This window comes from Paenibacillus lutimineralis (genome assembly GCF_003991425.1).
Taxonomy (GTDB): Bacteria; Bacillota; Bacilli; order Paenibacillales; family Paenibacillaceae; genus Fontibacillus; species Fontibacillus lutimineralis.
This window is the reverse complement of the sequence record NZ_CP034346.1, coordinates 2,965,463-2,988,568: the sequence shown is the minus strand read 5'-3', so window position 1 is coordinate 2,988,568 and position 23,106 is coordinate 2,965,463. Positions and strand designations below refer to the sequence as shown.

Genomic DNA, 23,106 nt, shown 5'->3' with positions numbered 1-23,106 from the left:
TATCCCGTTACATTTGGAATTCCTAATTTCTATCGTGGATAATCATACCTTACAAACCGATCATTTACACTCAAAAATGGATAAAAAAATAAACATTAGACTTTATTCCCATACCGATTGGACCATGAATAGGCATATGAAGCAGATAGGAGGTTGTACTCAAGGGTTTATAAAAAAAAATCTCCCCAACTGATGGGAAGATTGATGTTCTGGACGTTTAGCTTATAAAATTGATAATCTCGTCCACCGCCTGACGATACCCACCAGAGGATCGTAGAGAATCCTTCATCCTTGCAGCAGCCATTTTGAAGGTGGATTGGCTCAGCACATGATCTGCCGCCGCACGGAGTTGATCTACTGGTAAGGACTGCATTTGTAACTTCATGCCCGCTTCAATATGCGCCACCTGCTCAGCAATGATTGGCTGATCCGCACTTTGTGGAATGACAATGAGTGGTACGCCATAATAGAGTCCTTCATGGGTACTATTCATCCCGCCATGGGTAATAAACAACTTCACATATTGAAGTACATCTGTTTGCGGAACATAATTTTTCACGATGAAATTACTAGGAATGTCCCCTAGGTCAGATATCTGGACTCGATCGCCGACAGACATGATAATCGTATGATTCGTGTCCTTGAAGGCCTCGAAACAGAGCTGATAGAAATTCACGGCTTGGTTAAAGACGGTTCCCAGCGAGATATAAATGGAGCTGTTCTCCTTAATCTCCGTAAAGTCAAAGCTGTCTTGATTGAACCGTGCAGAGATGGATGGTCCAACAAATTTATAAGATGAATCGAATGATCCCGCCTTGGGTTGAAACTCTCTGGTTGTATATACTAGGGTCATTGGAGCGGGATTACAATACACTTCGTAAGGCGATGGAGTCTCTACTCCATATTTATCCTTCACCATCTCCGTCAGACTTTGAAATTTATCTTGGATCGGTCTAACGATCTCTGCAGGAGCTTCTGTCATAAACGATTCTAGTGTCTGATTAACGGAGGCTTCGGTCTCGGCAAAAGTAGTGCACGAGCTAATAGCCGGCAGCTTAAGAATTTGAGCGATGAGCCGTCCACAGCCGAACATGGAGTCATGGATGATATAATCAAAATGCTCCCCCTTAATTTGTTCAAGAACACTAGGGATAACGATATCGGCTGTAAGTAAAAGCCCGTTGATTCTTTCGAGTAAATAATTTCTACCGCCTGAGATAAAAGCTTTAATAAACTTCTGATCGTCAAAGGTTCGAACTATCGCCCCCGTCTTCTCCATCCGCTCACGGAAAGCTTCTATACAGAAGTACACGACCTCTTCGCCACGTGATATAAGCTCCTGTACCACCCCAATCGTTGGGTTAATATGTCCTTCCGACCCGCCATTAATAAATAACACACGCGCCATATCAATCGCTCCCTTTAAACTCTTGTAGAAACATTATTGCACAAAAAGACTACCGGAGGAATTTCCGGCAGTCTTCGTCATGCATGAAGTATACTTCTCTTTTCCTATTCGCTGGACAATTCCTTTAACGATTTGATCTTGCCATGAGGATGCTGTTCTTGCTTCCGAGACTTCCAGGCAGCTTCCTTTCTTCTCTTCTGGTTAGCCATAGCACATATCCTCCTCCGGAAAAGAAATGTATACCACTTCCTTAGGTTTCCATTCCGGGGTTCTTTTCATTCATTAAATTAATTCGTTATCGCTCATCCAGGACAACGGGACAACGCACTTGCTTCTGTTCGAGCTCTGAAGTTGAGTTGATGTCGAACCTGAATTCGAGCATATTCATCGCTTAGTAATAACGAGACAGCTTGCTCGCCAATTGCAGTCTGATGATAATCCACACTCGGAAAACCTAATATTTCACTTAATGGCGTATTCTCCTCGCCAATAATCTCGAAATCTTGCGGGTAACTATAGCCGTGTGTCTGGGCGGAAGCTATAATTCCTGCAGCGACTTCATCTCCATTCGTAAAAATCGCATCCGGGACGGTCGAATTTCGAAACATGAGGTCTCCAACTCTTTTCCCATCTTGATAGTCGAAGCACTGGTCGAAGAACTGACTTTCATACGCTTCGGCGATGGTTTCTTGATACGCTTGAATACGTAATCGCGTGCTAGGACTCGATTGAAAGTCTCTCCCCGATGTGAAATGTATCCGCTTATAGCCTTTGTTCTTGAAATAAGTGAAGACTTCGTTATACGCTGCAAATCGATCTGGGAACACAGACGGGATAAGCTCGACGGGGCAAGCCTCGCAGCATACGACTTTCCCCCACTCGGACAAGGCTAAGATCTGCTCAGGATGAAGTGTATGTGAAGTGAGTAGGATTCCATCGATCATTTTCTTTTTCAATAAGGTAAGATAGTCTCTCTCTATGACGTTCTCATAATACGAGGGCAGCAGGAGAACTTGATAATGCAGCTCATGCGCTTTCTTCAGAATGCCGTTAATGAGTTCGTCATAACAAGAGTTATTGTTATACGGGACAATGACACCAATGGTATTTGTCTTGCCTTTGCTTAGCTTTACCGCGTTGCCATTCACCGAATAATTCAATTCCTTGATAACCGCCATAACCTTTTCTTGCTTGTCCTTGGCGACATAAGGATACTCATTGAGAACGCGGGATACGGTTGCAATCGAGACACCTGCCATTCTAGCGACATCTTTGATATTCGCCATAAGGATCCCCTTCTTTCTGCATATTCGGAATCATTGTAAGATGCTGATTTCTTTTTTTGAAATATGGTTTTGAATGCTTGACCTGAAACGCATTTCATTCTTTACAATGAAAATACCAGCAGGATGATCCCTATTTCTAGAAGGAGGTTAAGGCATGAGAACCTTTGCGTTCGCTTCGTATTCATTGTATTTTCTAGCAGGACTTGTCATTACAACGATCGGTTCTGTGATGCCGCAATTGCTTGCTCACTATGAGCAATCTTATACGGTTGGCGGGCAGATGGTATTCGTGAGTGCAGTCGGCTTTATTATGGGCGTGCCAATTTCGGCATGGCTCATGAAAGTATTGAAAAAGGAAAAATATGTACTCGCTCTCTCTGCGATCGTCATTGCGATTGCGCAGTTCAGTGTATGGTCACTTCCGCCGTTCGGCTGGGTTGTGGCATTAAATTTCTTGAATAGTGTCGGTACAGCAGCAATCGAGTGTGTTGTTGCGACATTGATGATGGAAGTATTCGTGGGCCGTCGAGCTGTGGTGATGAGTTATCTTGAGGTCTCGTTCGGGATCGGTGCGCTCTGTATGCCACTCATCGCTAGTGTATTGATTGCGAATCAGGCTTGGCGGTATTCCTTCCTCGTGACAGGATGTCTTGGAATCATTATGGCAGTCATATGGGGCTTCATCTCTTTTACCAAGGAGGAAACGGAAGGCGCGAAATCTTTGGATGCCGACATTGCCCCGCCACCCATGTTCAAGACTAAGCAGATGAAGCGCTACATTCTCTTCGCATTCGTCTTCTTGATTTTCATTTACAGTGGGATTGAGGGGAGCCTGAATCATTTCATGTCCTCCATCTTCCTGAATCATTTAGAGGTTATCCCTTACTACGCCTCGTTAAGTATTAGCTTGTTCTGGATAGCGATGGTGATTGGCAGGGCTGCTACAGGTTGGATTATTCGAAAAGTAAATTATGCGAGTTATTTGCGCTGGAGTATGTTCGGCACCCTCGTAGTGATCGTCCTGTTTGCGTTATCTAGGGATGCTGTCGTCGGCTTTATCCTAGTCATCCTAATGGGCTTCACGATGTCTGGTGTTTATTCGATCACCATGGTATATGCGAATCATACGTTGCCTGGTATGACGCGTCTCGTTACCAGTCTAATTACAGCTTTTGCCGGTTTTGGAGCCGCGGTCTTCCCTGCACTGATTGGATATTCGATGGACCATTCAGGTATAGTGTCTGCGCTGTGGTATATGGCTGGCTTTGCGGCGATCTATTTGATCATACTGCTGCTAGGTATCGGCAGATTCTATCGTAATCAATCGAACGTGACTATAAATTAATGAATATGAGGAGGAATTGAATATGGATGTACAAATCATCGCCGTAGACATGGATGGCACGTTTCTGAATGACCATAAGGATTATAATCGAGATCGCTTTCTGGAACAATATGCACAGATGAAAGCAAAAGGCATTCGGTTTGTTGTGGCTAGCGGAAATCAATATTATCAGCTGCGGTCGTTTTTTCCTGAAATTGAGCATGAAATTGCTTTTGTTGCGGAGAATGGCGCTTATATTATAGACGGAAAAGAGGAAGTGTTCACAGGCCGAATGTCGGATGAGACGATTGCGAAGACACTAGAGCTTCTAAAACACTACCCTTCCTCGAACATTGCATTATGCGGCAAACAAAGTGCTTACATGCGGCATGATGAATCAGATGACTATTATAACTATTCGAAACAATATTACCATCGTTTAAAGAGAGTAGAGAATCTAACGTCTATTGAAGATCAATTGTTTAAATTTGCCCTTCGTTTCCCACTTGAAGATCTGGATCAAGCACTTGTGAACCTGAACCATGAGTTAGGGGAAGAAGTTACGGCCGTATCATGCGGTTATGGGGATGTGGATATTATTGTAACGGGCATTCATAAGGCGCATGGAATTCAGCTTCTTCAGCAAAGATGGCAGGTTGCGGACGATAAGACAGCAGCTTTTGGAGATAGTGGCAATGATGCTGAAATGTTAAGGCATGTACATTATAGCTATGCGATGGAACATGCAAGTGAACTTGTAAAGAGGACGGCGAAATATCAGATCGGTTCGAATAATGCCGAAGCTGTGCTGGATGCGATAGACCAGCTATTAGATAAATAAAAGAAGCCATTCCGATGAGGGTCAAGACCCCATTTTCTGGACATTGAAAAAAGACCTTAAGCTGCAAGCTGGTGCCGGTACTCAACCAGCGTCAGGTTCTTTAATTTCTTTTGTGGCCTCTTAAGATAATTATAAATTGAATGTATGTCTCAATTCTCTTTGTGTATCGCCTAATGTTCGGATATCATAAGGATAAAGTTCTGTATTAAATGAAAATTTGCTATAAAAACATGGCATTAAGGCAAGTAGTGGAGTGAGCTAAGATACAGCTCACTCCTTTTTGCTAGCTAAATAAAATGCGTCTATCAACTTAACCTCTGCTGGAGGATGGATATCAGCTCTTCTGCGGAGTTCCAGACGATTGGACGGATCTCTTTTATTTTTACTGGAAGTGTATCAGCATCACGACTGTTCATACTCCAAATCACCGGGATGCTCAGACCAACTGCGTATCCCGCTGCAAAATACACTTCAGGGGATTGTCCCGTTAAATCCGCGATAATCAATTTACTGTCCGCTATAAGCTCCTGGGAATACTTTTCGCCGTCAGGTCTTCCTGTAGTTGCATGTGTAAGCAACCGCGGTAGATAACCATATTGCTCGATAATCGGTAATATTCTATCCTGCCATTCTATGCTCAAATTCTCCTCATTCGCGATAAGAATTGTGCATGGCTTCAGCTTCTTGCCACCGGCACTTGCCGCCGCTTCGTGCCATCCTTGTTCCGTAAGTTGAAAGCTCGTTCCTTCTCTGATGATAAGCTGCTCGTTCCTTAATTTATCAATAATATATACGAGCTCTTGCAGATTAGGGGAATACGTCAGATTATAATTGCTGGAGAGCGGATGAATGACAACGGATTCTCCTGCACGATCAGAATGCCTATATAAATATTGCAGTAGACGGATTCCTTTATCCTCTATAGTTACAGGAATCGTTGGAGCATTAACAATCGTCTCCAGATCGTTGGCGGAGAGAACGATTGCTTCATCGCGGTCCGTTTGCTCACGGAGATAAGCCGATACGATATGAAGCATGCTGCGCTTCTTAGGGTGTGGCAACGAATTAATAGATTCGTAACTGTCTCTTAGTAAGCTATAGGACCCGTCCGGTGAACAGGAACAGCCTAAATATCTATCATAATCGCCTTCCGATTTAGTCGGTACAATCTCATCGCAGAACAAACAGCGTTTCTTCATCATAATAACTCATCACCTCTTATCCATTTGCTATTCTCTACCATACCAAGTTTTTGATAAAAAATGGACAAGAAGATATTTCCTGTAGCGAATTGCATAACCAAAAATTAACTACTCGATCACTACGATCATAGGTGAATGGATAAATCAGCGTCAGTATCCCCCATTCACTATTCAATAGGAGGCTCGTCATTTAGCAGAAGAATGGTTTGGCATTGAAGAACTTTTGCCAGTTGAGGATGGCGGTTGGCTAGTCTGGCGAATAAAATAGCAGATATTTAAAAAAATGAGTAACTTGACAGTCAGTTGTCAGGTTTGTTGTTTTAAACTGGTTTCAATCTATAATAAGGAGAATGATTAAGGATGAAACAAAACGAACAAAAAAGTATGACTGAATGGAAACATGCATCGTCTGAAGATAAAATGACTACAAAACGAATTGAACCTACCCGAATTGAGGAATTACCCTCCTTCACGTTAGCTGGAATTAGTGCCGTTACAACAAATGAAGCCGAACAAAGCAAAGATGGCAAAATTGGTAAATTATTTGAACAGTTCCATTCTCAAAACATGGGTAAGAAACTAGGTGTTAATATACAAGAGGATGGTCATTATAGCTGTTACTTCAACTATGAACAGGGAGATGCGGGACTTTATGAAGTAATGGTCAGCGTGCATATACAGGAAGCGTTACAGCTTCAAAACCTGAGTATGATAAAAGCATTTACTGTTCCTGCTGCAAAATATGCTGTATTCGTTACAGAACGTGGACCCATTATAGAGATGGTGCGGCGTACTTGGGCTGATATTTGGCAGTGGTCACAACAGCCAGGCAGTAACCGAGCATTCACTGGTGATTTTGAATATTATAGCAGTGATATTAATCCAGAGGACGGACAAGCAGAAATTTATATTTCGATAAATTAGCTTCCAATGTTTGTACCAGACAACTTGAATCGCTTTGCAATATCTGTTGACTAGTTTGTTACTTTAAAAAAGGAATGATCAATGTGAGTGTAATTGAAAATACCAAGGTGGAGGAAGTATTTAAACAGTATCCTAAACATATTCAGTCGAGACTATTGATGCTTCGTCAGTTAATTTTGGATACGGCAGTAGAGATAGAAGGCGTTGATCATGTGGATGAAACGCTAAAATGGGGAGAGCCTAGTTATATCACAAAAAAAGGGAGTACAATTAGAATAGGCTGGAAACAGTCAAGCCCAGATCAATATGCCATATATTTTAACTGTAATACAAAGCTAGTTGATACTTTTAAAGAAGTTTATAGAGATTTATTCAACTATGAAGGCAATCGAGCGATTGTATTTGCTGAAAATGATGAAATCCCAGTAGACGAATTAAAACAGTGCATTGCATGGGCACTCACTTATCATACTCGAAAGCATCTACCCATGCTTGGGATATAATAAATGGACGTTAAATTTTTTTGTAAGATCCTCTTTTTCGGTGAAATAGTGTAACGTCTATATATTTATTTAGCTAGCAAAAAGGAGTGAGCTGTATCTTAGCTCACCCCTTGTATCAATTACTCCTGGCTCTTACCTTAACAATGTGATGTTATTGGGAATTTAAAATTACCATTCAGTAATGGCGTATCTGACAAGACGAATAATGCATCGTCATCATCTGGCATAGTGATAACTTCCATCCCTTCAATTAAAGACGCAGGAGTGTAGTGGAAAACTACTTTTTTCGTGGATTCAAAAATAATATTTTCTAAAACTGCCTCGATATTTTGTTGATTTAGTGAAATAACATCATATACATGCAAAGTTTCTTCCTCATGTTCCATGAGTACAATGGTTTCTAAATCATCTATATAAAAAATAACTTCAGAAAAAACTATTGTGAAATAGAACATCAGCAACGCTTCATTATGTTTAACATCTAATATCATTGAATTTATATAACGGTTTTTCGCGAAATTCTCAAGTAGAGCAAGGTCTTTTTCAATAGTAAGTTTTTTTAGTCTTGTATCCATTTTTCTCTTAATAGAGCTTTTTTCTAGATTTAAACTATATTCACTTTCATCAATCCGGGTAAAACCAAATTTTGGATAAAAATCTAAAACAGATTTATTCGCAAATAGGTATATGAAGTCGCAAGAGTCCTTATATAATTGCAAAATATGCCACATTAATTGCTTAGCTAGACCTTTACTACGATAACGATGATCTGTCATAACTGTTCCTATTTGAATGCCGTTATAAGTCTTGCCTTTAATAACTACTGATATTTTATTAATTGAAGCATTAGCGATAACTTTACCTCCATCAACAAATGAATATGGAATGTATTTATCATTCCAGTACCCTTTGTTATACCATCCTCGAAAATCTATTTCAAACGAATTTATAGCTAATTCATTGAAACTCGCTCTCAAATCTTTATTGTTACGATAGTCACTTACCAATTTATAATTTCCCACCAACAATCCCTCCAGTTTATCATGCTCCTTACAATTATTTGTTACCTAACTTTAGTGAGCAAAATAAACCAAGCACCATGGCAAACAGGCTGATTACAAGTGTAGCGATCTCGGTTGGCATTCCTGGAAAGATAACATATAAGGAACCTATAACCGTACCAATAATAATAGCGTACATAATATTAGGATGAGTGGCTAGTAAATGTTTAATGAGCTTGCTGCTTAGAATGAATCCAAAGATAACGCCGCTTCCGATAATTGCGATGAGTGGCAGATTGAATGTTGATAGAGCTCCTATTGCTATTGGGTACACACCGATCAGTAGGAGGACAAAGGAACCGCTAATCCCTGGAAGCAGCATAGCCATGCTGGCAAGCGCCCCTGCTCCGAATAAGCCTACCCCATTCATAAAAGTTAGTTCGATGGTTACATGGCTGTGCGCATCAGCTGGCACTAGTAAGCCTGTTAACGCAATAGCAATTGCTGCAAGAATAAACAATATGTAATGAATCGCTTTAAAGTTCTGCTTTACATCTGCACTTTTATAGAGATAAGGAATAATCCCTAAGATAAGTCCGATAAAAAAGAAAAATGTCGGCTGTTCATGATTAGCGAGCAGCCATTTCATCACCCGACTTAGAATAAGTAGGGCCGATACAACACCGATGCCAAGCGGAATGAGAAACCCGAGATGCTTCTTCCACTCCTTGCTGAAAAATCCGCTAATTGATTGAATTAATCGATCATAGAATCCTAAAATTACTGCAATGGTACCCCCGCTAACACCAGGAATCAGGTCCGCTGTACCAATCATCATTCCCCGCCATATATTGCTCCATACAAACATAGATTCTCTCCCTTTCTTTATAGAAATGCAAATTTTGCTTACATACAAATAAATGCATGTCCCGACCATCCTACAATGGTTATAGATGACTTGCAATTTTTTAAGGGAGTTAGATAGGATATTGACTTATAAATTTGAAAATCTCATCAACAATTTGATGATATCTACCTGATTTTCGCAAGGATTCTCTAATATTTACAGCAGATCCTTGAACGATGGAAGGCTTAAGGCATGATCTGCGGCTTCACGGAATCAATTGCTTGGTTAAAGACTGAACCCAGTGAAATATATATTGGGCTTTTCCCTTTAATTGCAGTAAATTCGAAGCTTTCTTGCGTTAATCGTAAAGAGATAGATGGTCCTACAAATTTATAAGTTTGGTCAAACGCTTCTCCATCAGGTTGAAACTCCCTTGTTGTATATACGATTTTAAGTGCTGCAGGGTTACAATATACTTCGTAAGGAGAATGGATCTCCACATCATATTTTTCCAGCGTTGATGTTCAAATCTTCGTACCATTAGGAGGAGAATCATGAATAAGCTTGATTTCAATCTTATTTTCCTCTACTTGTTGTCTAAAGTTATCTGGAAGATTCTCATTTGTAATGATGGTGTCAATATCTGACCAACCAATTCCTTTATAGGAACTCATTCGATTAAATTTTTGTGAGTCAGTCAGTAAAATAACCTCTTTTGATCGTTTTGCCACTAAACGTTTAATGACTGCATCTTCAATGTTAGAGAAATAGATACCATCCTCTCGAATAGCTGCTGCACCAAGAAAAGTCTTATCAAAGTAAATATCATTTATATAAGAAGCCAAATTAACATCGAAGAAAAAACGATTTTCGTGATTAAACTTACCCCCTAAAAGGTAAACATCAACTTCGTTGTGGTTAGATAGTGCTTCTGCATTATCAAGAGAATGAGTATAAATTGTAGAGCTTGTTTTCAAGTGATTACAAAGAAATTTTACAGTTGTAGAGATGTCCAAGAAACATAAGCCACCTTTTTGTATGTAACATGCAGCTGTTTTTCCAATTAAATATTATAGCCACAATAAAAAACTATTAGACAAAGCGATACAATTGAGGTTATTATGGATATGTTAAGTCTATAATTGGAGGTGATCACGTATTATGAAGTATTCAAAAGCTACAAATTATGCTCTTCACACCATGTTTTTTCTTGCCATGGACACAAAAAATAAACTGATTGGTGTACAGGAGTTAGCAGAGAGACAGAAAGTTTCTCCAACGTACTTGTCTAAAACATTGACCAAGTTAGTTAAGGAAGGAATGATTAATTCTACTCCAGGTGCCAACGGAGGTTATTCACTTAGTCAAAATTGGGAAGATATTTCATTCTTGAACATCATACATGCTATTGAAGGTAAATCGGCTTTATTTGATTGCTATTTAGATTCTCATTCAGAATGTGTTATAAAAAAAGTAATGCTTTCTACAGAGGAAAAAATGGAGGAAGAGTTGAAAAATCAAAGAATATCAGATTTCATTTACCTCTAGATATATAATCAACTCTTATTTTTAAATGAATTAAGGATATAAAGAGTCTTTTAAATCTCTTATTAGAATTAAAAATTACATGGAGGCAAATTTATGCAAATCGCACTTTTTTTAATTATGGGAATAATTATGGGAATGCTTTTCCCTATTCAGGCATCTATAAGTGCTCGTTTAAGCTCTTATTCAACAACACCTTTAACAGCTTCGTTCATTGCATTTTCTTTGGGGTCGGTTATACTACTCATTATTAATTTAATAGTAAATCCTAGAGGAATCAGTGTTGGGATTGATTTTTCATACCCATGGTATGTTTTTATCGGTGGAGCCATAACTGGTATTGGTTTTCATGTTGCTAATATCATTCTTTTTTCAAAACTAGGTGCTTCAGTAACAACAGTAATAACTGTAACTGGGCAAATGATTGTAGGAATTCTAATCGATCACTTCGGATGGTTTGGTGTACCAGCTTATCATATTAGTAGTACTAGAATAATCGGGACTATTATTATGATTTTGGCTATTTCATTGGTTCAACCTAAAAAGAAAAAAGATTTAACTCAAGGATTAGAAAGTAAGAAAAAAGATAGTAAATCAATCTGGATCATTATGGGTGTTTTAGCTGGGTTTTTACCACCATTGCAAACCGCTATTAATGGAAAACTTCGCGTTGCAACGGACTCTCTTTTAGGTGCTACTTTTATTTCTTTTTTTGTTGGCGCGATTATTTTGCTTATTTTGATATTGATTACTAAACGTCGCTTAGAGATTCCTTTGTATGACGCTCAGAAAAAACGTATTCCAGTTTGGGTATATATGGCAGGTATATTCGGCATATTTATTGTAACAGGTAACATTGTATTATTACCTGCACTTGGATCGGTTCTAACTACTATGATTTTTCTATTGGGACAAATGATTATGGCTGTAATAATCGATCAGTTTGGAATATTTAATTTACAAAAAAGGAAAATTGATAGTAGAAGAATTGCCGCTCTAGTATTGACTATTATTGGAATAATATTTGTTAAGTTCATATAATCTTATACGCCAGACTATGTTTTTGCCCACAAGCAGCAATGAATAGCCAATTATTATAATTGAAGAGCACAAATTCGAACAATCAAATCACAGAAGAAATGGGATGATGTTAAATGGATAAAGAAATTAAAATCTTGGCTATTTCGGGAAGTCTTCGTCAAAACTCTTCGAATAAAGCACTAATGAATGCCATCATCGGATTAGCCAAGGAGAACGTTAAATTTACCATCTATGGCGGGTTGGGCGACCTGCCGCATTTTAATCAAGACATCGATGCTGTCGAAGAACCGGTTCCAGTCAAAGAATTAAGGACACATATTAAGGAGGCAGATGGTGTGCTTATATGTACACCGGAATATGGGAATGGAGTGCCTGGTGTGTTAAAAAACGCCTTGGATTGGCTCGTATCTTCAGGCGAGTTCATAAATAAACCTACAACGATAATCAGTGCCTCACCATCTCCAATGGGCGGTGATAAAGCTAATGCTTCACTCCTGCTTACACTTAAAATGATGAATGCTGAGATTGTAGAAAGAGGAACATTGATAATACCGCACATCACTTTGAAACTAAATAAAGAAGGTATTATAACGGATCCAGAACTAAAGCAGGAGCTATTATCCGTGCTCCAGACACTTGAGCAGGCTTGTCATTAAGGCGAGATGATACAAACCATGAAATGAAAATTGTCCAACTACGAAAAACGTTAGGTTAGATAAACCGCCTCTTCTGAACTGCACCTCCAATAGTTAGATGGTGTCTAACAATTGGGGTGCAGTTCATTCAGGGGGTGGTTTTCTTTTGGTCGAAAATCAACAATTAACGAAAACAGAGCCTTTTTCTTAAAGTAGGTGTTCAAAAAAGTCGGTTTTCAGCACCCGAGCTGCCTCACGTTCATCGGTCTCCGCGAAATAACCCATGCCGCAGCCAGTAAGGAGAGAGCCACTAAAACCCCCGATTCTCCCGTCCATAACAGCACATTCTCCCCTTGGGAGAAGAAATCGAAGATGTTCTGGATCACGGCATTCCAGGATGCATGCAGGAAGATCGCTGGCCATACGCTGCCGGTTGTTAGCCGCAGACGTCCAATGATATAACCGAAGGATGTAATTGTGAGCATAAATAGAAATACGGAGAGTACCGGATAGGGTCCGGAATAATACTGCCCGGCAATCATCAAGGGAAGATGCCACAATCCCCAGACTATCCCGCTGATTAGCATCGGGTAGGGAACACGTGCATCGATTAGCCGAGTGAGCATATAGCCCCTCCATCCGAGTTCTTCCCCGACACAGCCGATCAGGCCAGCTGCTGTACCAAAGATCATTTGCACCAGTAATAGCCCTACGAATATAACTGCAGGTGGAGCCTTCAAGTATGTGTCCGGTGTGACGTATTGTACCAGGCCCGTAATCCAGGCAAGCCCGTAGGCAACCAGGCCAATAGCTACCGGAAACAGCAATATAATAGGTAAAGTCTTCAGTGTACGCCGCCCGCCTATCCGCAAGGAAATATCCGCTATGCCTTCACGTAGCAGTAAACGGGTGAGGATGGAAGACAGGCCCGGTGCCCACATCAGAAGCAGGACAAAGCCTGGGGATTTCATCACCAGAACATAGCCAAGAATAGAGAGAGGGATGAGCAGAGCGAAGTAAACGAGAAGTCCTCTCCTGGAAGAACGAATACGTTCATTTTCCCCTCCTGGCCTTTTTGCAGGTGATTCGCCAAAGTTTATTTTCATGATTGGAGCTCCTTTTTCAAGAGTATGTATATCCACGTAGAAGTATAGCAATTGCTCGACCTTGATCAGAATAACCCCAAGTCCAGTCTTTCCCTCGGACTTAAGCCCAGTTGTAATTTACTTCATACCAAAAAGAGAATCTCCCCAAATGAATGGGAAGATTCTCGTAAGATGACTAGTGAGTATGGATGCTTACCATAATACATCATCTAAAAAGGTGAAAATTCAACTTCATTACGCCTGAAATTATCCAAAACATCTCTCTGTAGTCCTAAAGGCAAGAGCAAGTTTGGTCTCTAAGAATCCGAGAGATGCTCTTAGAATGAAATTCTTTCGTCTGCATAAACCTTCCTATCCTCTCCAGCGCTTTCTCCAAATCAGTGAGCGAGGTTGCGTATGAGCAGCGGATAAAGCCCTCTCCTCCCGATCCAAATACATGACCTGGCACAACTGCGACTTTCGCTTCCTTCAGTAGTAGTAGAGCGAACTGTTCCGATGACATCCCTGTAGATGTAATAGAAGGAAATGCATAGAATGCTCCTTCAGGTTCACGACAGGTTAACCCGATCGCATTCAATCCCGCTACAAACAGCTTGCGACGTTCATTATAGCTCGCCATCATCTCATCTTTGGCGGCCAGACCATAACGCAATGATTCGAGAGCCGCGATCTGTGCTATTGTAGGAGCACACATGGCCGTATACTGATGGATTTTCAGCATGCCTGCTATCAACTCACGCGGACCGCAAGCATAGCCTACCCGCCAGCCTGTCATCGCAAACGCCTTGGAGAAACCGCTAATAACGATCGTACGCTCCTTCATCCCTGGTAAGGAAGCAATACTTACATGCTTTCTGCCATAGGTCAGCTCAGCATACACTTCATCCGAAATGACCACCAGATTATGCTGGACCACGAGTTCTGCAATGGGCTGCCAATCCTGTTCTGTCATGATTGATCCGGTCGGATTACTCGGATAATTAAGCATCAAAACCTTAGAATGGGGCGTAATCGCCGCCTGTAATGATTGTGGTGTCAGCTTGAAATGCTCCTCCGGCTTTGTTGTTACCTCTACAATTTTACCGCTATGCAGATGGGTGATCGGTTCATAGGCTACATAGCTTGGTGCCGGAATTAATACCTCATCCCCCGGATCGAGCACGGCCCGCAGCGCCAAATCCACAGCCTCACTGCTTCCGACCGTCACGAAGATTTCATGACAGGGGTCATAGGAAAGTGCGAAGCTGTTAACTAAATAAGACGAGAGTTCCTCGCGTAGCTCCATCAAGCCAGCGTTGGAGGTGTATTTTGTCTTCCCTTCACGCAAGGCCTGAATGCAGGCTTCACGTACCTTTTCCGGTGTAACGAAATCCGGTTCCCCAACTCCGAGAGCGATCGTATCTCCGTCCGCCGCATTCAGATCAAAGAAAGCGCGGATTCCTGATGGTCGAATGTCCCGTACACTTGAGGACAAAAATTGTCCTGCATTCTTTTCATTATACATGCTGCAGCTTCCCCCATTCCTCTCCCCGCTCCCGAAGCGAGCAGGAAATAATTCGATCCAGCAGCTGTGTAAAGGTCAGCCCTGCCGCTGCCGCACTCTTGGGAAGTAGGCTACCTGCGGTCATTCCCGGTAAAGTATTGACTTCCAGCACGTAAGGGATATCCTGACACAAGATCATATCGACCCTGGCATAGACGTTGCACTGCAGCAGTTGATAGCTGGCAAGCGCCGCCTCGCGCACACGCTGATGGGTAGCAGGAGGAAGCTCGATCACCTTCTCCTCAGCACCGCCAGCCTCATATTTTGCCGTGTAGTCGAACCACTCCGAATGAGCAGAACGAATGCCGATAATCGGCAGCATCTCACCATCAATAATCGAGCAGGTAATCTCCATGCCTTGAATGTAAGATTCAATCAAGATCGTCTGATCTAAAGCACAGGACTCCTGAACAGCCTTCAGCAGTTCGGTCTCATGATGCACGAGCTGGATGCCGATACTCGATCCCCCTGTATTCGGCTTCACAATTACGGGATAGCCCATCCGTTCCACCGCCCGAGGATTATAATCCTCCATCCCCTGCCAGCAAAGACCTGTCGGCGTATTTACGCCCGCTGCCGTAAGCAGCATCTTGGATAGCCGCTTGTTCATGCACAGACTGCTTGCCAGAATGCCACTGCCTGTATATGGAACCCCTAGCGTCTCCAGCGCACCCTGTACCGTGCCGTCCTCACCATATTGACCATGCAGAGCTAGTAGCGCGAGATCTATTTCAGCTTCCTGTACCTGTTCAATTAAGTCCGCTCGTTGATCAATGACAATAGGGACCGCCTCATAGCGATTAGGATCCAGATGACGGATCATCTCCTGACCTGTCCGCAGCGAAACCTCACGCTCAGAGGAAATACCGCCCATAATAACACCAATCTTCATCATGACACCTCATTTGTCTCTAGTTATCGTTGTCCCTTAAGAAGGTCGCGAACCTGCTCGCCGATGATCTGAATCCCCTGCACGATATTCTCATCCGTTACTCGTGAGAATCCAAGCCGCAATGTATTTGTCCCTTCTCCCTCTTGAATGAAAAATCTATCTCCCGGTGTAAAAATAACCCCTTGTGCCGTACAAGCTTCCAGCAGTTCATGTGTGTCTATCTTTGATGGGAAGGTAAGGAACAAATGCAAGCCCCCGTCGCCAGACAGCTGTGTCTCAGGGAGATATGCTTCACAGCATGCCTTCGTCAGCTCGTATTTGCGCTTATATTCTGTTCGAGCTTTTTTGACATATTTATCGAAATTCCCGTTCAGTAAATATTGATATAGGATCGATTGATCGATCGTTGATGTATGAATCGTGCGTGCCCGCTTAATGCTCTCCAGATTGTTAATCAGTGCCCGATCCGCGAGCACCCAACCAACCCGCAAACCCGGGAATAGCACCTTGGAGAAGCTTCCGATATAGATCACACCATTCCCTTGCCCTGCTGTCGCAATTATTGGTGCGATATGCGCTCCTGAGTAGCGAAGTTCCTCATTGAATCCATCCTCAATCACCGGAATCTGATATCGCATCATTAATTTCACAACGGCACTACGCTTGGCTGCCGACATGACAATCCCGGTCGGATTGTGATAGGAAGGCGTTAGATAAGCCAGATCGAAGTGGTTCGTCTGCTTTTGCAGCTCCTTCTCGAGTTGCTCTACATCAATACCGTCCCGCTCCATCGGAATACCGGTAATCTCAAACCCCTGCAGCTTCAAATTTTTGATGGCTGTATGATGGGTCGGATTCTCGCAAATGGCTGCTCCACGGCGTCCATAAGGACGCAGTGCAGACAGGACAATGTCGAAGCCTTCAGTAAAACCGCTTGTAATCAACATATCCTTGCCGCTGATATCGACACCCTTATTCTCCATATAACGCATCAGATAATCGATCAGCGGCTTATAACCCTTGGCATAACCATAGTTCAGCAGCACCTGTCCTTCGATGGCCATCCGATCCATAAAGGCTCGCTTCACATCTCCGAGATCGAATAATTGCTCATCCGGAGCAATGCTGGTGAACGAGATCGTCCCTTTCTGGGCGCGGATGCCTTGCTTCATCATATCCAGCTCTACAGCCGACCCGGCATACTCGTTCATTCTCGCCTTCCAGTCAATCTGCCAGGCAGAGGAACCAACAGAATCACCGTTGTCTTCAGCCAACCTGGTTACCATTGTTGCTACGTAGCTGCCTTTCCCAGGAATAGCATACGTATATCCGTCATCCTCCAGCCCTTCATAGGCGGCAATGACTGTATTGCGGCTCACTTTGAGCAATCCGCTCAATTCTCTTGTAGAAGGCAGCTTCTGATCCGCTTGAAGCGCCCCTTTTATAATTAAACGTTTGACGTATTCTTTCACTTGTATCGCGACCGGACGGTCGTCAACGAGCTTGAAATCCTGGAACACTCTTCATCGCCCCCTTCTATAATTCTGGCATAGGACACGCAAGAAAAAAAGAACCACCCTGCAGGATTTTTCATCCTTTGGTGGTTCCTCTGAATATTATGCCACATTCGTTCTTACATTTGTATTAGGGTTATCTATATAAGTTAACAAACTGGACATGATCAAGTTCAAAGCTCCCTTTTCAAACGTTCCAACTGCAATAAGTGATGCCGGTAATGCATTTCTACCAGCAAGAACCACTCTTTGGCGTTTAACGCGCCGAATCCGGGATGTAGAATCTTATGCCGTTGAGATGCCTGACTCAAAGCGGGTTCCGTTCGTCTCATCCGCTCTACCACACTTTGTAGCCCTTCCATCAGTTCTTTCTTGCTTTCTGGCTGCTGCGGGGTGTATTGCGGCGAAGCTGGGACCCTGATCCGAATGGGCGGAAAACTTCCTTGCTCGAATACAGTCCTACCTTGCTCCGTTTTTTCTACCTCATGGGCCAAGGTTTCATTACTTTCAGCCAAACATTGGTCGACATGTTGTAAATGCATAAATAACGCCGATTGAATCAAATGCTTATACATTTGCCCAATAGACCATTCCTCTTCGTTCGTTTTTTTAAGCAGCTGCTTCAACTCGAGGTTGTCCAGTTCAAGTAAATATCGTTCTACCGCCGCTTCAAAATCCTGTAATGCTTCCTTTGTACTTCTCATCAAGTAAACAACTCCTCATCAATAATGGGTATATTCCCAATATAAAAAAACGCTGCTGACAACAGTATGTCAGTAGCGTTTTAGTATTTTTTCGACCACTTCCCGAATGCGGATACGGAGAGTCTCTGGCTCCAACACCTCGACATCTTCACCCCAGCCAAGGATATAAGGCAATAACTCTTCCGGATGTCTAACGCGAAAGGTGACCAGAAGATGATCCTTCCGCCCCTCCATCGCTTCCATATAAAAATTAGCGCTCTCGGCGATTTTGTCGACAATATCAGGATTCACCCGAACCCGTATCCGAATGTTACGGTCGTCCGGTGGGCGGTATCGGCTCAGGTCAAACCCGGGCAGCATGGAAAAGCGCTCTTCCAACACGATAAGCTCCCTCATCCGCGACAATCGGAAATGACGGATATCCTGCCGTAGATCACAGCTTGCAATCAACACCCAGTTTCCCTGAACAAGCACCAGTCCGTATGGAGCAACCTCCCGCCTGTTTTCACGTTTACCATCCGATTCTGGAATCTTTTTCAGATAGGTAAAACTTAATTTCCGACGTTCCAGAATCGCGCGTCGTACTTGTCCAAGATAATCCTTCTCCTTCCAACCAGCTACCGATTCACCAACATGAATAAGGCGCATGGTTTCCCGTACGAGCACTGATTCTTCACGCACCTGCTCCGGCAGGACCGCTTCGATTTTACGCCTGGCCGCCTTGGCAGCGCAGACGTATTCGCCATCCAGCTTCTGCTCGATAAAATCCGTTCCCATAAGCAGGGCTACAGCCTCTTCTGCCGTAAAGCCGACAGGCGGCAGAAAATACCCTTCCATCAGGGAATATCCCTGCCCGGGGGCTCCGACGATCGGGACCCCGGCTTCGCTTAGCGCTTGAATATCACGGTATATCGTCCGCACGCTCGTCTCAAACTGAGCCGCCAAATCTTCCGCCCTGAGCACCTTATTCCGCTGCAGTTCAAGCGTAATGGCGAGTTGTCGTTCGGTTTTGTTCATTTTAACTTCCCTCTCTGCTCTATCAACTGCCTAATTCACAAAATTATGGGGAGTGAATTGGATACTCGGTCTTGCTATGTTATGACGTTTTCAACCTATATAACTGTGAAATGACCCGATCCAGTCTCTCCTTAATTATGATCGCTTCCGCATATCGGGCCGAAATGCCTTCATATCCGTAGTGGATACCTGCCAACCCGCCTGCGATAGCGCCGATCGTATCAGAGTCTCCCCCTAGATTGGCTGCCTGCTGTACGACGTCCGCAAAATCTGATGAATGAAGCAAAATATGCAGTACCCACCGGAAGGTATGGACTATAAAACCGCTTGGCGGACAATCCGGATTCGCTATATGAATGTCTTCATACTCAGTTCCGGATACCTCAGCCAGGATCGTGGCTCTTAAACTCTCCCCCTGCAGAAGATGATGAGCCATTCGATTATACATCACACAGATTTCGGCACACCTTGGATCATAATGCGTCATCCGTGACTGCATAGCCGTCACCCTATCTATATCGACTAAGTCCTTGTAGGCCAGTGCTACAGGCAGGCATCGCATAAGGGAGCCATTCCCAGCGCTTTGCCCCAGATCCATATGTGCTATAAAGGCTGTTTCGAACCAGTCTCCCTCATATTTTTGAAAAGCTTGACGGATGATGTTTCCGATGTCCTTGGGCCGCGACTGATACCATTCCAGGAAAAGACGCCCTATCGCCGCCTTCGGTTCTCGAGGTTCCTGAAGAATCCCTTCCGCCACACATAGCGTCATCATCGTATCGTCGGTCACTTCCCCGGGTTCCAAATGCCATACCCCACCACCGATGATCTCCGTCAAATATCCGTACATTGCCTCAATCTCTCGTGCATTCATAAACTCCGTCGTTCCGCCCAGCGCATCCCCTACAGCCACACCATACATTCCGCCTTTGATGCGGTCGAATAATTTATTTTCCATACCGACACCTCTATGCTTAATTCTGATTGTTAGCTTTGATTATAACGCATACCAATGGGGCGAAGACATATGCCATACGGCGTAAGCTTGCAATCTATCACAAATACCATTTTCATATCTTTATTTATCTATATACATGTCATTTTCTACGATCTACAGGAATCGAAATTTTCTTATTGTAGGTTTTTATATATTGGTATCCATCGCAAATTAGATATTCCGGTTTGTCCTCCGTGTTAAAAGAATATGTCTGCTCCCACAAGATATTGCCATTATTCAAGTTCCAAGGACGTTCCTCGGAAATCGAAGCTACAGGCACTGTTTTACCCCCCGCCTGGATGGCTAAATTGTCCGTTTCCAAGAATGTAAACTGTTTTCTGGCAATGACGATATCATAGCCTGTTTTGGTTTTAGTAACGCTTCGAATCCACAACTTCTCATCACCCACTTTAACAGATCGATCTGACGGTGATGCCAGCGAGATGGGCTCATTGATTTTATGGTATCCTTCAAAATTTTCAAGCACAAGTTCAATGGACTGAACATGGTCTGTAGGAAACGGATCAAATTGAAGCGAAAAGTCCGGATTATGTGCCTCTGCCCTCGTCCTTCCAACTTCTATTCCATTCATATAGAGCTTGGTTTCTCCTGAAAATCTCGGATACTCTTCGAGTTCATAATGCCCCTTCACGATAGTTGAGGTAGGCGAAGCCGTAATGTAGTCATAGTGAATCGTTCCTTTATCAACCACAATGGATTCTGATAGTTTTTCTTTAACGATACTCTTCATCGCTTTATTCGCTTCAAAATCGAAGGAGATGGAATAGGATACCTTCTCCCCACTGTCCAGCCATTCGTTAAATACAAGGGTTAAAGCTCGAGTAAATGGACTTACAGGTTCGAATTCATTTTCTCCTATGAACTGGCCCTTGTCTTCGCCGGGAGACCCGCCTCCTCCAAGCGACTTGGAATGGGTCAAGAACCCTTGCACTCGATCAAAGCTATAACGTAAAAAATCATCGTCAGTATACTCAGTACCTGCAGGTCGATCAATCGTGTAATACATGCGAAATACATTATCGTCTGCAATCACACCATTAATGGTAAGAACTGTGCCATCATTAAGTGTTAGGCTTTTGTCTACCCTTTGGCCAACCCCCTGCTCCATTACCTCAGCAAAGCTTAGAGAGTTCAAGCTGACTTTATTGAAATAATAAGCCAGGGCAGGATACTCATAAGCTCCGACCATTAGAATAAGTGCTGCAACAACTGAAGATATCCATACCACCGTTTTATTTACTTTTCTTTGTTTTACCGGAGCATGCTGCAATGCATCCCTAAGTCTTCCCTCTAGATCTGACGGAGCTTGTACCTGATTCTGTTTGTACTCCTCGAATTTCTTATCGACCGTTCTCAAAACGATCCACCTCCGATCAAAATCTCTAGCTTTTGAATTCCTTGCGAGATTCTCGATTTAATTGTTCCAAGCGGTGCACCAGTTATATCCGCAATCGTCTGATACGTAAGGTCATGAACATAACGAAGTTCAATCGCTTCACGCTGATGTGCGTTAAGATGAGATAGCAATACCTCCATGTTCATCTCGGACTCTGCATCACGATAGGGATTATCGTCAGTTAATGCAGCAAATAGTGATTCTGTCTCGTTCTCTAGTGGAAGTAATCGATCCTTTTTACGAAGCAATGTTTTGCACCGGTTAACGAGAATGGTTTTACTCCAGCTGTAGAAGGCCTCCCCTTTTTTCAATTGATCAATTTTTTCATACAGGGTAACAATCATATCCTCCATGGCATCCATGGCATCATGCTCGTTCCCCATGTATGTATAGGCAAGACGATAATAAGCGTCCTTATCAGCCATGATTAGTTGTAATAAGGCTTCCTTGTTGCCTTTTTGGGCTTGTTTGACAAGATGATTTACCTTCATGCTCACTCCCCTTTTCATAGATAAGAGGCCGTTAAGGTTGTAAAAGTTCATTTTATACGAAGAAACTTTCTTCGGACTATATTTTTTTACTTTTCAGAGTCCACAGTTCAAAAAGTAATTTGATAAGTTTAAGTAAGTCACATATACTGGAAAAGTAAATTACCTTCGGAAGGAGATATTCAGATGAGCAATGTACAAACCATCGTCAATGAAATTTCAGCGGAGGTGCAGGCTACACGCGTCTCCGAGTATCCGGTCAGCCCTCTCTTTCTGAATCGCTGGTCAACGCGCGCTTTTTCAACCCGCGAAGTAAGCGATCAAGATCTATATACGGTGTTGGATGCCGCACACTGGGCTCCATCTTCTTTTAATGATCAGCCATGGCGTTTCGTTGTCGCTAAAACGGAGGAGCAGCGTAGCGTATTCCATCAATTCATTAATGAATTCAATTTAACCTGGGTGTCCACTGCCCCTGTTCTGATTGTTGTTGCTTCCGATAAACTAAGAGACAATGGCGATCCAAATGGCGCTCATGCTTTCGATGCAGGTGCAGCATGGGCTTCGATGGCGATTCAAGCGACGTTGCTTGGTATGGTCACTCATGCCATGGGAGGCATTGATCGTAATAAAGCTAGACAAATGTTGAATATCCCAGATCACTTCGAGATTCATGCCGTTATCGCTCTTGGATATCATGGGGATAAATCCTTACTGCCTGAAGGCGTCCAACAGCGTGAAGTCCCTAACAGCCGCCGCCCGCTGAATGAACTTGTGTATGAAGGGAGAATCGAATAGTAGCACATCTCCATCTAGCATAAAAAATAAAGCTGGCCTATTGGCCAGCTTTTGTTGTATTTCCCCAAAGTAT

The 23,106-nt window shown here is 42.9% G+C and carries 24 protein-coding genes and 1 pseudogene; 8 read left to right on the top strand and 17 right to left on the bottom strand.

The features are described 5' to 3' along the window. Positions 1-217: 217 nt before the first annotated feature. The 3 genes from EI981_RS12775 to EI981_RS12770 form a co-directional block, all read right to left on the bottom strand. The gene (locus EI981_RS12775; RefSeq protein WP_126998681.1) at positions 218-1,408 is read right to left on the bottom strand and encodes a macrolide family glycosyltransferase; all 1,191 of its coding nucleotides are present in this window, start codon (positions 1,406-1,408) and stop codon (positions 218-220) included. Positions 1,409-1,512: 104 nt separating this feature from the next. Beyond that, positions 1,513-1,617, bottom strand: a complete 105-nt coding sequence (locus EI981_RS29575) for a DUF6254 family protein (RefSeq protein ID WP_227011824.1) — start codon at positions 1,615-1,617, stop codon at positions 1,513-1,515. 93 nt (positions 1,618-1,710) lie between these two features. Further along, the gene (locus tag EI981_RS12770; RefSeq protein ID WP_126998679.1) at positions 1,711-2,694 is read right to left on the bottom strand and encodes a LacI family DNA-binding transcriptional regulator; all 984 of its coding nucleotides are present in this window, start codon (positions 2,692-2,694) and stop codon (positions 1,711-1,713) included. A 154-nt stretch (positions 2,695-2,848) separates the two neighbouring features. On the opposite strand from EI981_RS12770, the gene EI981_RS12765 reads away from it, so the two are divergent. Both EI981_RS12765 and EI981_RS12760 read left to right on the top strand, forming a co-directional pair. After that, positions 2,849-4,039, top strand: coding sequence for an MFS transporter (locus tag EI981_RS12765; protein WP_126998677.1), 1,191 nt, complete (start codon positions 2,849-2,851; stop codon positions 4,037-4,039). A gap of 22 nt (positions 4,040-4,061) precedes the next feature. Then, a complete protein-coding gene (locus EI981_RS12760) occupies positions 4,062-4,859 on the top strand; it encodes a Cof-type HAD-IIB family hydrolase (protein ID WP_126998675.1) in 798 nt (265 codons plus the stop codon). A 305-nt stretch (positions 4,860-5,164) separates the two neighbouring features. On the opposite strand, the gene EI981_RS12755 is transcribed toward EI981_RS12760, so the two are convergent. Continuing rightward, complete coding sequence (locus tag EI981_RS12755; RefSeq protein WP_126998673.1) at positions 5,165-6,061, bottom strand: hypothetical protein; 897 nt, start codon at positions 6,059-6,061, stop codon at positions 5,165-5,167. Between the two features lie 360 nt (positions 6,062-6,421). Here EI981_RS12755 and EI981_RS12750 point away from each other — a divergent pair, with 360 nt between their 5' ends. Continuing rightward, entirely contained in the window at positions 6,422-6,985 is a 564-nt protein-coding gene (locus tag EI981_RS12750; protein ID WP_126998671.1) for a GyrI-like domain-containing protein, read from the top strand. A gap of 83 nt (positions 6,986-7,068) precedes the next feature. After that, the gene (locus EI981_RS12745) at positions 7,069-7,488 is read left to right on the top strand and encodes a DUF1801 domain-containing protein (protein WP_227011823.1); all 420 of its coding nucleotides are present in this window, start codon (positions 7,069-7,071) and stop codon (positions 7,486-7,488) included. Between the two features lie 137 nt (positions 7,489-7,625). On the opposite strand, the gene EI981_RS12740 is transcribed toward EI981_RS12745, so the two are convergent. The 4 genes and pseudogenes from EI981_RS12740 to EI981_RS12725 form a co-directional block, all read right to left on the bottom strand. Then, positions 7,626-8,510, bottom strand: coding sequence for a GNAT family N-acetyltransferase (locus EI981_RS12740; RefSeq protein ID WP_126998667.1), 885 nt, complete (start codon positions 8,508-8,510; stop codon positions 7,626-7,628). A 34-nt stretch (positions 8,511-8,544) separates the two neighbouring features. Beyond that, the gene (locus tag EI981_RS12735; protein WP_126998665.1) at positions 8,545-9,357 is read right to left on the bottom strand and encodes a DUF368 domain-containing protein; all 813 of its coding nucleotides are present in this window, start codon (positions 9,355-9,357) and stop codon (positions 8,545-8,547) included. Between the two features lie 242 nt (positions 9,358-9,599). Then, positions 9,600-9,848, bottom strand: a pseudogene (locus EI981_RS29570) (macrolide family glycosyltransferase); the annotation flags it as partial. 12 nt (positions 9,849-9,860) lie between these two features. Continuing rightward, on the bottom strand, positions 9,861-10,352 hold the full coding sequence (locus tag EI981_RS12725; RefSeq protein WP_237172652.1) for a DeoR/GlpR family DNA-binding transcription regulator: 492 nt from the start codon (positions 10,350-10,352) through the stop codon (positions 9,861-9,863). Positions 10,353-10,497: 145 nt separating this feature from the next. Between EI981_RS12725 and EI981_RS12720 the strand changes: the two genes are divergently transcribed. The 3 genes from EI981_RS12720 to EI981_RS12710 all read left to right on the top strand — a co-directional run bounded on the left by EI981_RS12720 (position 10,498) and on the right by EI981_RS12710 (position 12,578). Continuing rightward, positions 10,498-10,884, top strand: coding sequence for an Rrf2 family transcriptional regulator (locus EI981_RS12720; RefSeq protein ID WP_126998661.1), 387 nt, complete (start codon positions 10,498-10,500; stop codon positions 10,882-10,884). Between the two features lie 93 nt (positions 10,885-10,977). Beyond that, entirely contained in the window at positions 10,978-11,922 is a 945-nt protein-coding gene (locus EI981_RS12715; RefSeq protein ID WP_126998659.1) for a DMT family transporter, read from the top strand. Between the two features lie 113 nt (positions 11,923-12,035). Next, the gene (locus EI981_RS12710) at positions 12,036-12,578 is read left to right on the top strand and encodes an NADPH-dependent FMN reductase (protein ID WP_126998657.1); all 543 of its coding nucleotides are present in this window, start codon (positions 12,036-12,038) and stop codon (positions 12,576-12,578) included. Between the two features lie 215 nt (positions 12,579-12,793). Here EI981_RS12710 and EI981_RS12705 read toward each other — a convergent pair whose 3' ends face one another. The 9 genes from EI981_RS12705 to EI981_RS12665 all read right to left on the bottom strand — a co-directional run bounded on the left by EI981_RS12705 (position 12,794) and on the right by EI981_RS12665 (position 22,238). After that, the gene (locus tag EI981_RS12705) at positions 12,794-13,663 is read right to left on the bottom strand and encodes a type II CAAX endopeptidase family protein (protein WP_126998655.1); all 870 of its coding nucleotides are present in this window, start codon (positions 13,661-13,663) and stop codon (positions 12,794-12,796) included. Positions 13,664-13,934: 271 nt separating this feature from the next. After that, the gene (locus EI981_RS12700) at positions 13,935-15,167 is read right to left on the bottom strand and encodes an aminotransferase class I/II-fold pyridoxal phosphate-dependent enzyme (RefSeq protein WP_126998653.1); all 1,233 of its coding nucleotides are present in this window, start codon (positions 15,165-15,167) and stop codon (positions 13,935-13,937) included. Next, entirely contained in the window at positions 15,160-16,098 is a 939-nt protein-coding gene (locus tag EI981_RS12695) for a D-alanine--D-alanine ligase (protein WP_127004638.1), read from the bottom strand. Before EI981_RS12695 ends, EI981_RS12700 begins: the two co-directional genes overlap by 8 nt. Positions 16,099-16,121: 23 nt before the next feature. Further along, the gene (pdxR, locus tag EI981_RS12690; protein WP_126998651.1) at positions 16,122-17,618 is read right to left on the bottom strand and encodes a MocR-like pyridoxine biosynthesis transcription factor PdxR; all 1,497 of its coding nucleotides are present in this window, start codon (positions 17,616-17,618) and stop codon (positions 16,122-16,124) included. 167 nt (positions 17,619-17,785) lie between these two features. After that, entirely contained in the window at positions 17,786-18,316 is a 531-nt protein-coding gene (locus tag EI981_RS12685; protein ID WP_126998649.1) for a DinB family protein, read from the bottom strand. Positions 18,317-18,385: 69 nt separating this feature from the next. Next, positions 18,386-19,333, bottom strand: a complete 948-nt coding sequence (locus EI981_RS12680) for a helix-turn-helix transcriptional regulator (RefSeq protein WP_126998647.1) — start codon at positions 19,331-19,333, stop codon at positions 18,386-18,388. Positions 19,334-19,412: 79 nt separating this feature from the next. Further along, positions 19,413-20,291 carry an ADP-ribosylglycohydrolase family protein gene (locus EI981_RS12675; protein WP_126998645.1) on the bottom strand — a complete coding sequence of 293 codons (879 nt, stop codon included), beginning with the start codon at positions 20,289-20,291 and terminating at the stop codon, positions 19,413-19,415. Positions 20,292-20,430: 139 nt separating this feature from the next. Next, positions 20,431-21,708, bottom strand: coding sequence for a DUF4179 domain-containing protein (locus tag EI981_RS12670; RefSeq protein ID WP_126998643.1), 1,278 nt, complete (start codon positions 21,706-21,708; stop codon positions 20,431-20,433). Beyond that, positions 21,705-22,238 (bottom strand): sigma-70 family RNA polymerase sigma factor, encoded by a 534-nt coding sequence (locus EI981_RS12665; RefSeq protein WP_126998640.1) that lies wholly within the window; start codon positions 22,236-22,238, stop codon positions 21,705-21,707. The genes EI981_RS12670 and EI981_RS12665 overlap by 4 nt, the downstream gene beginning before the upstream one ends. 183 nt (positions 22,239-22,421) lie before the next feature. On the opposite strand from EI981_RS12665, the gene EI981_RS12660 reads away from it, so the two are divergent. Next, a complete protein-coding gene (locus EI981_RS12660; RefSeq protein WP_126998638.1) occupies positions 22,422-23,033 on the top strand; it encodes a nitroreductase family protein in 612 nt (203 codons plus the stop codon). Positions 23,034-23,106 lie beyond the last annotated feature (73 nt).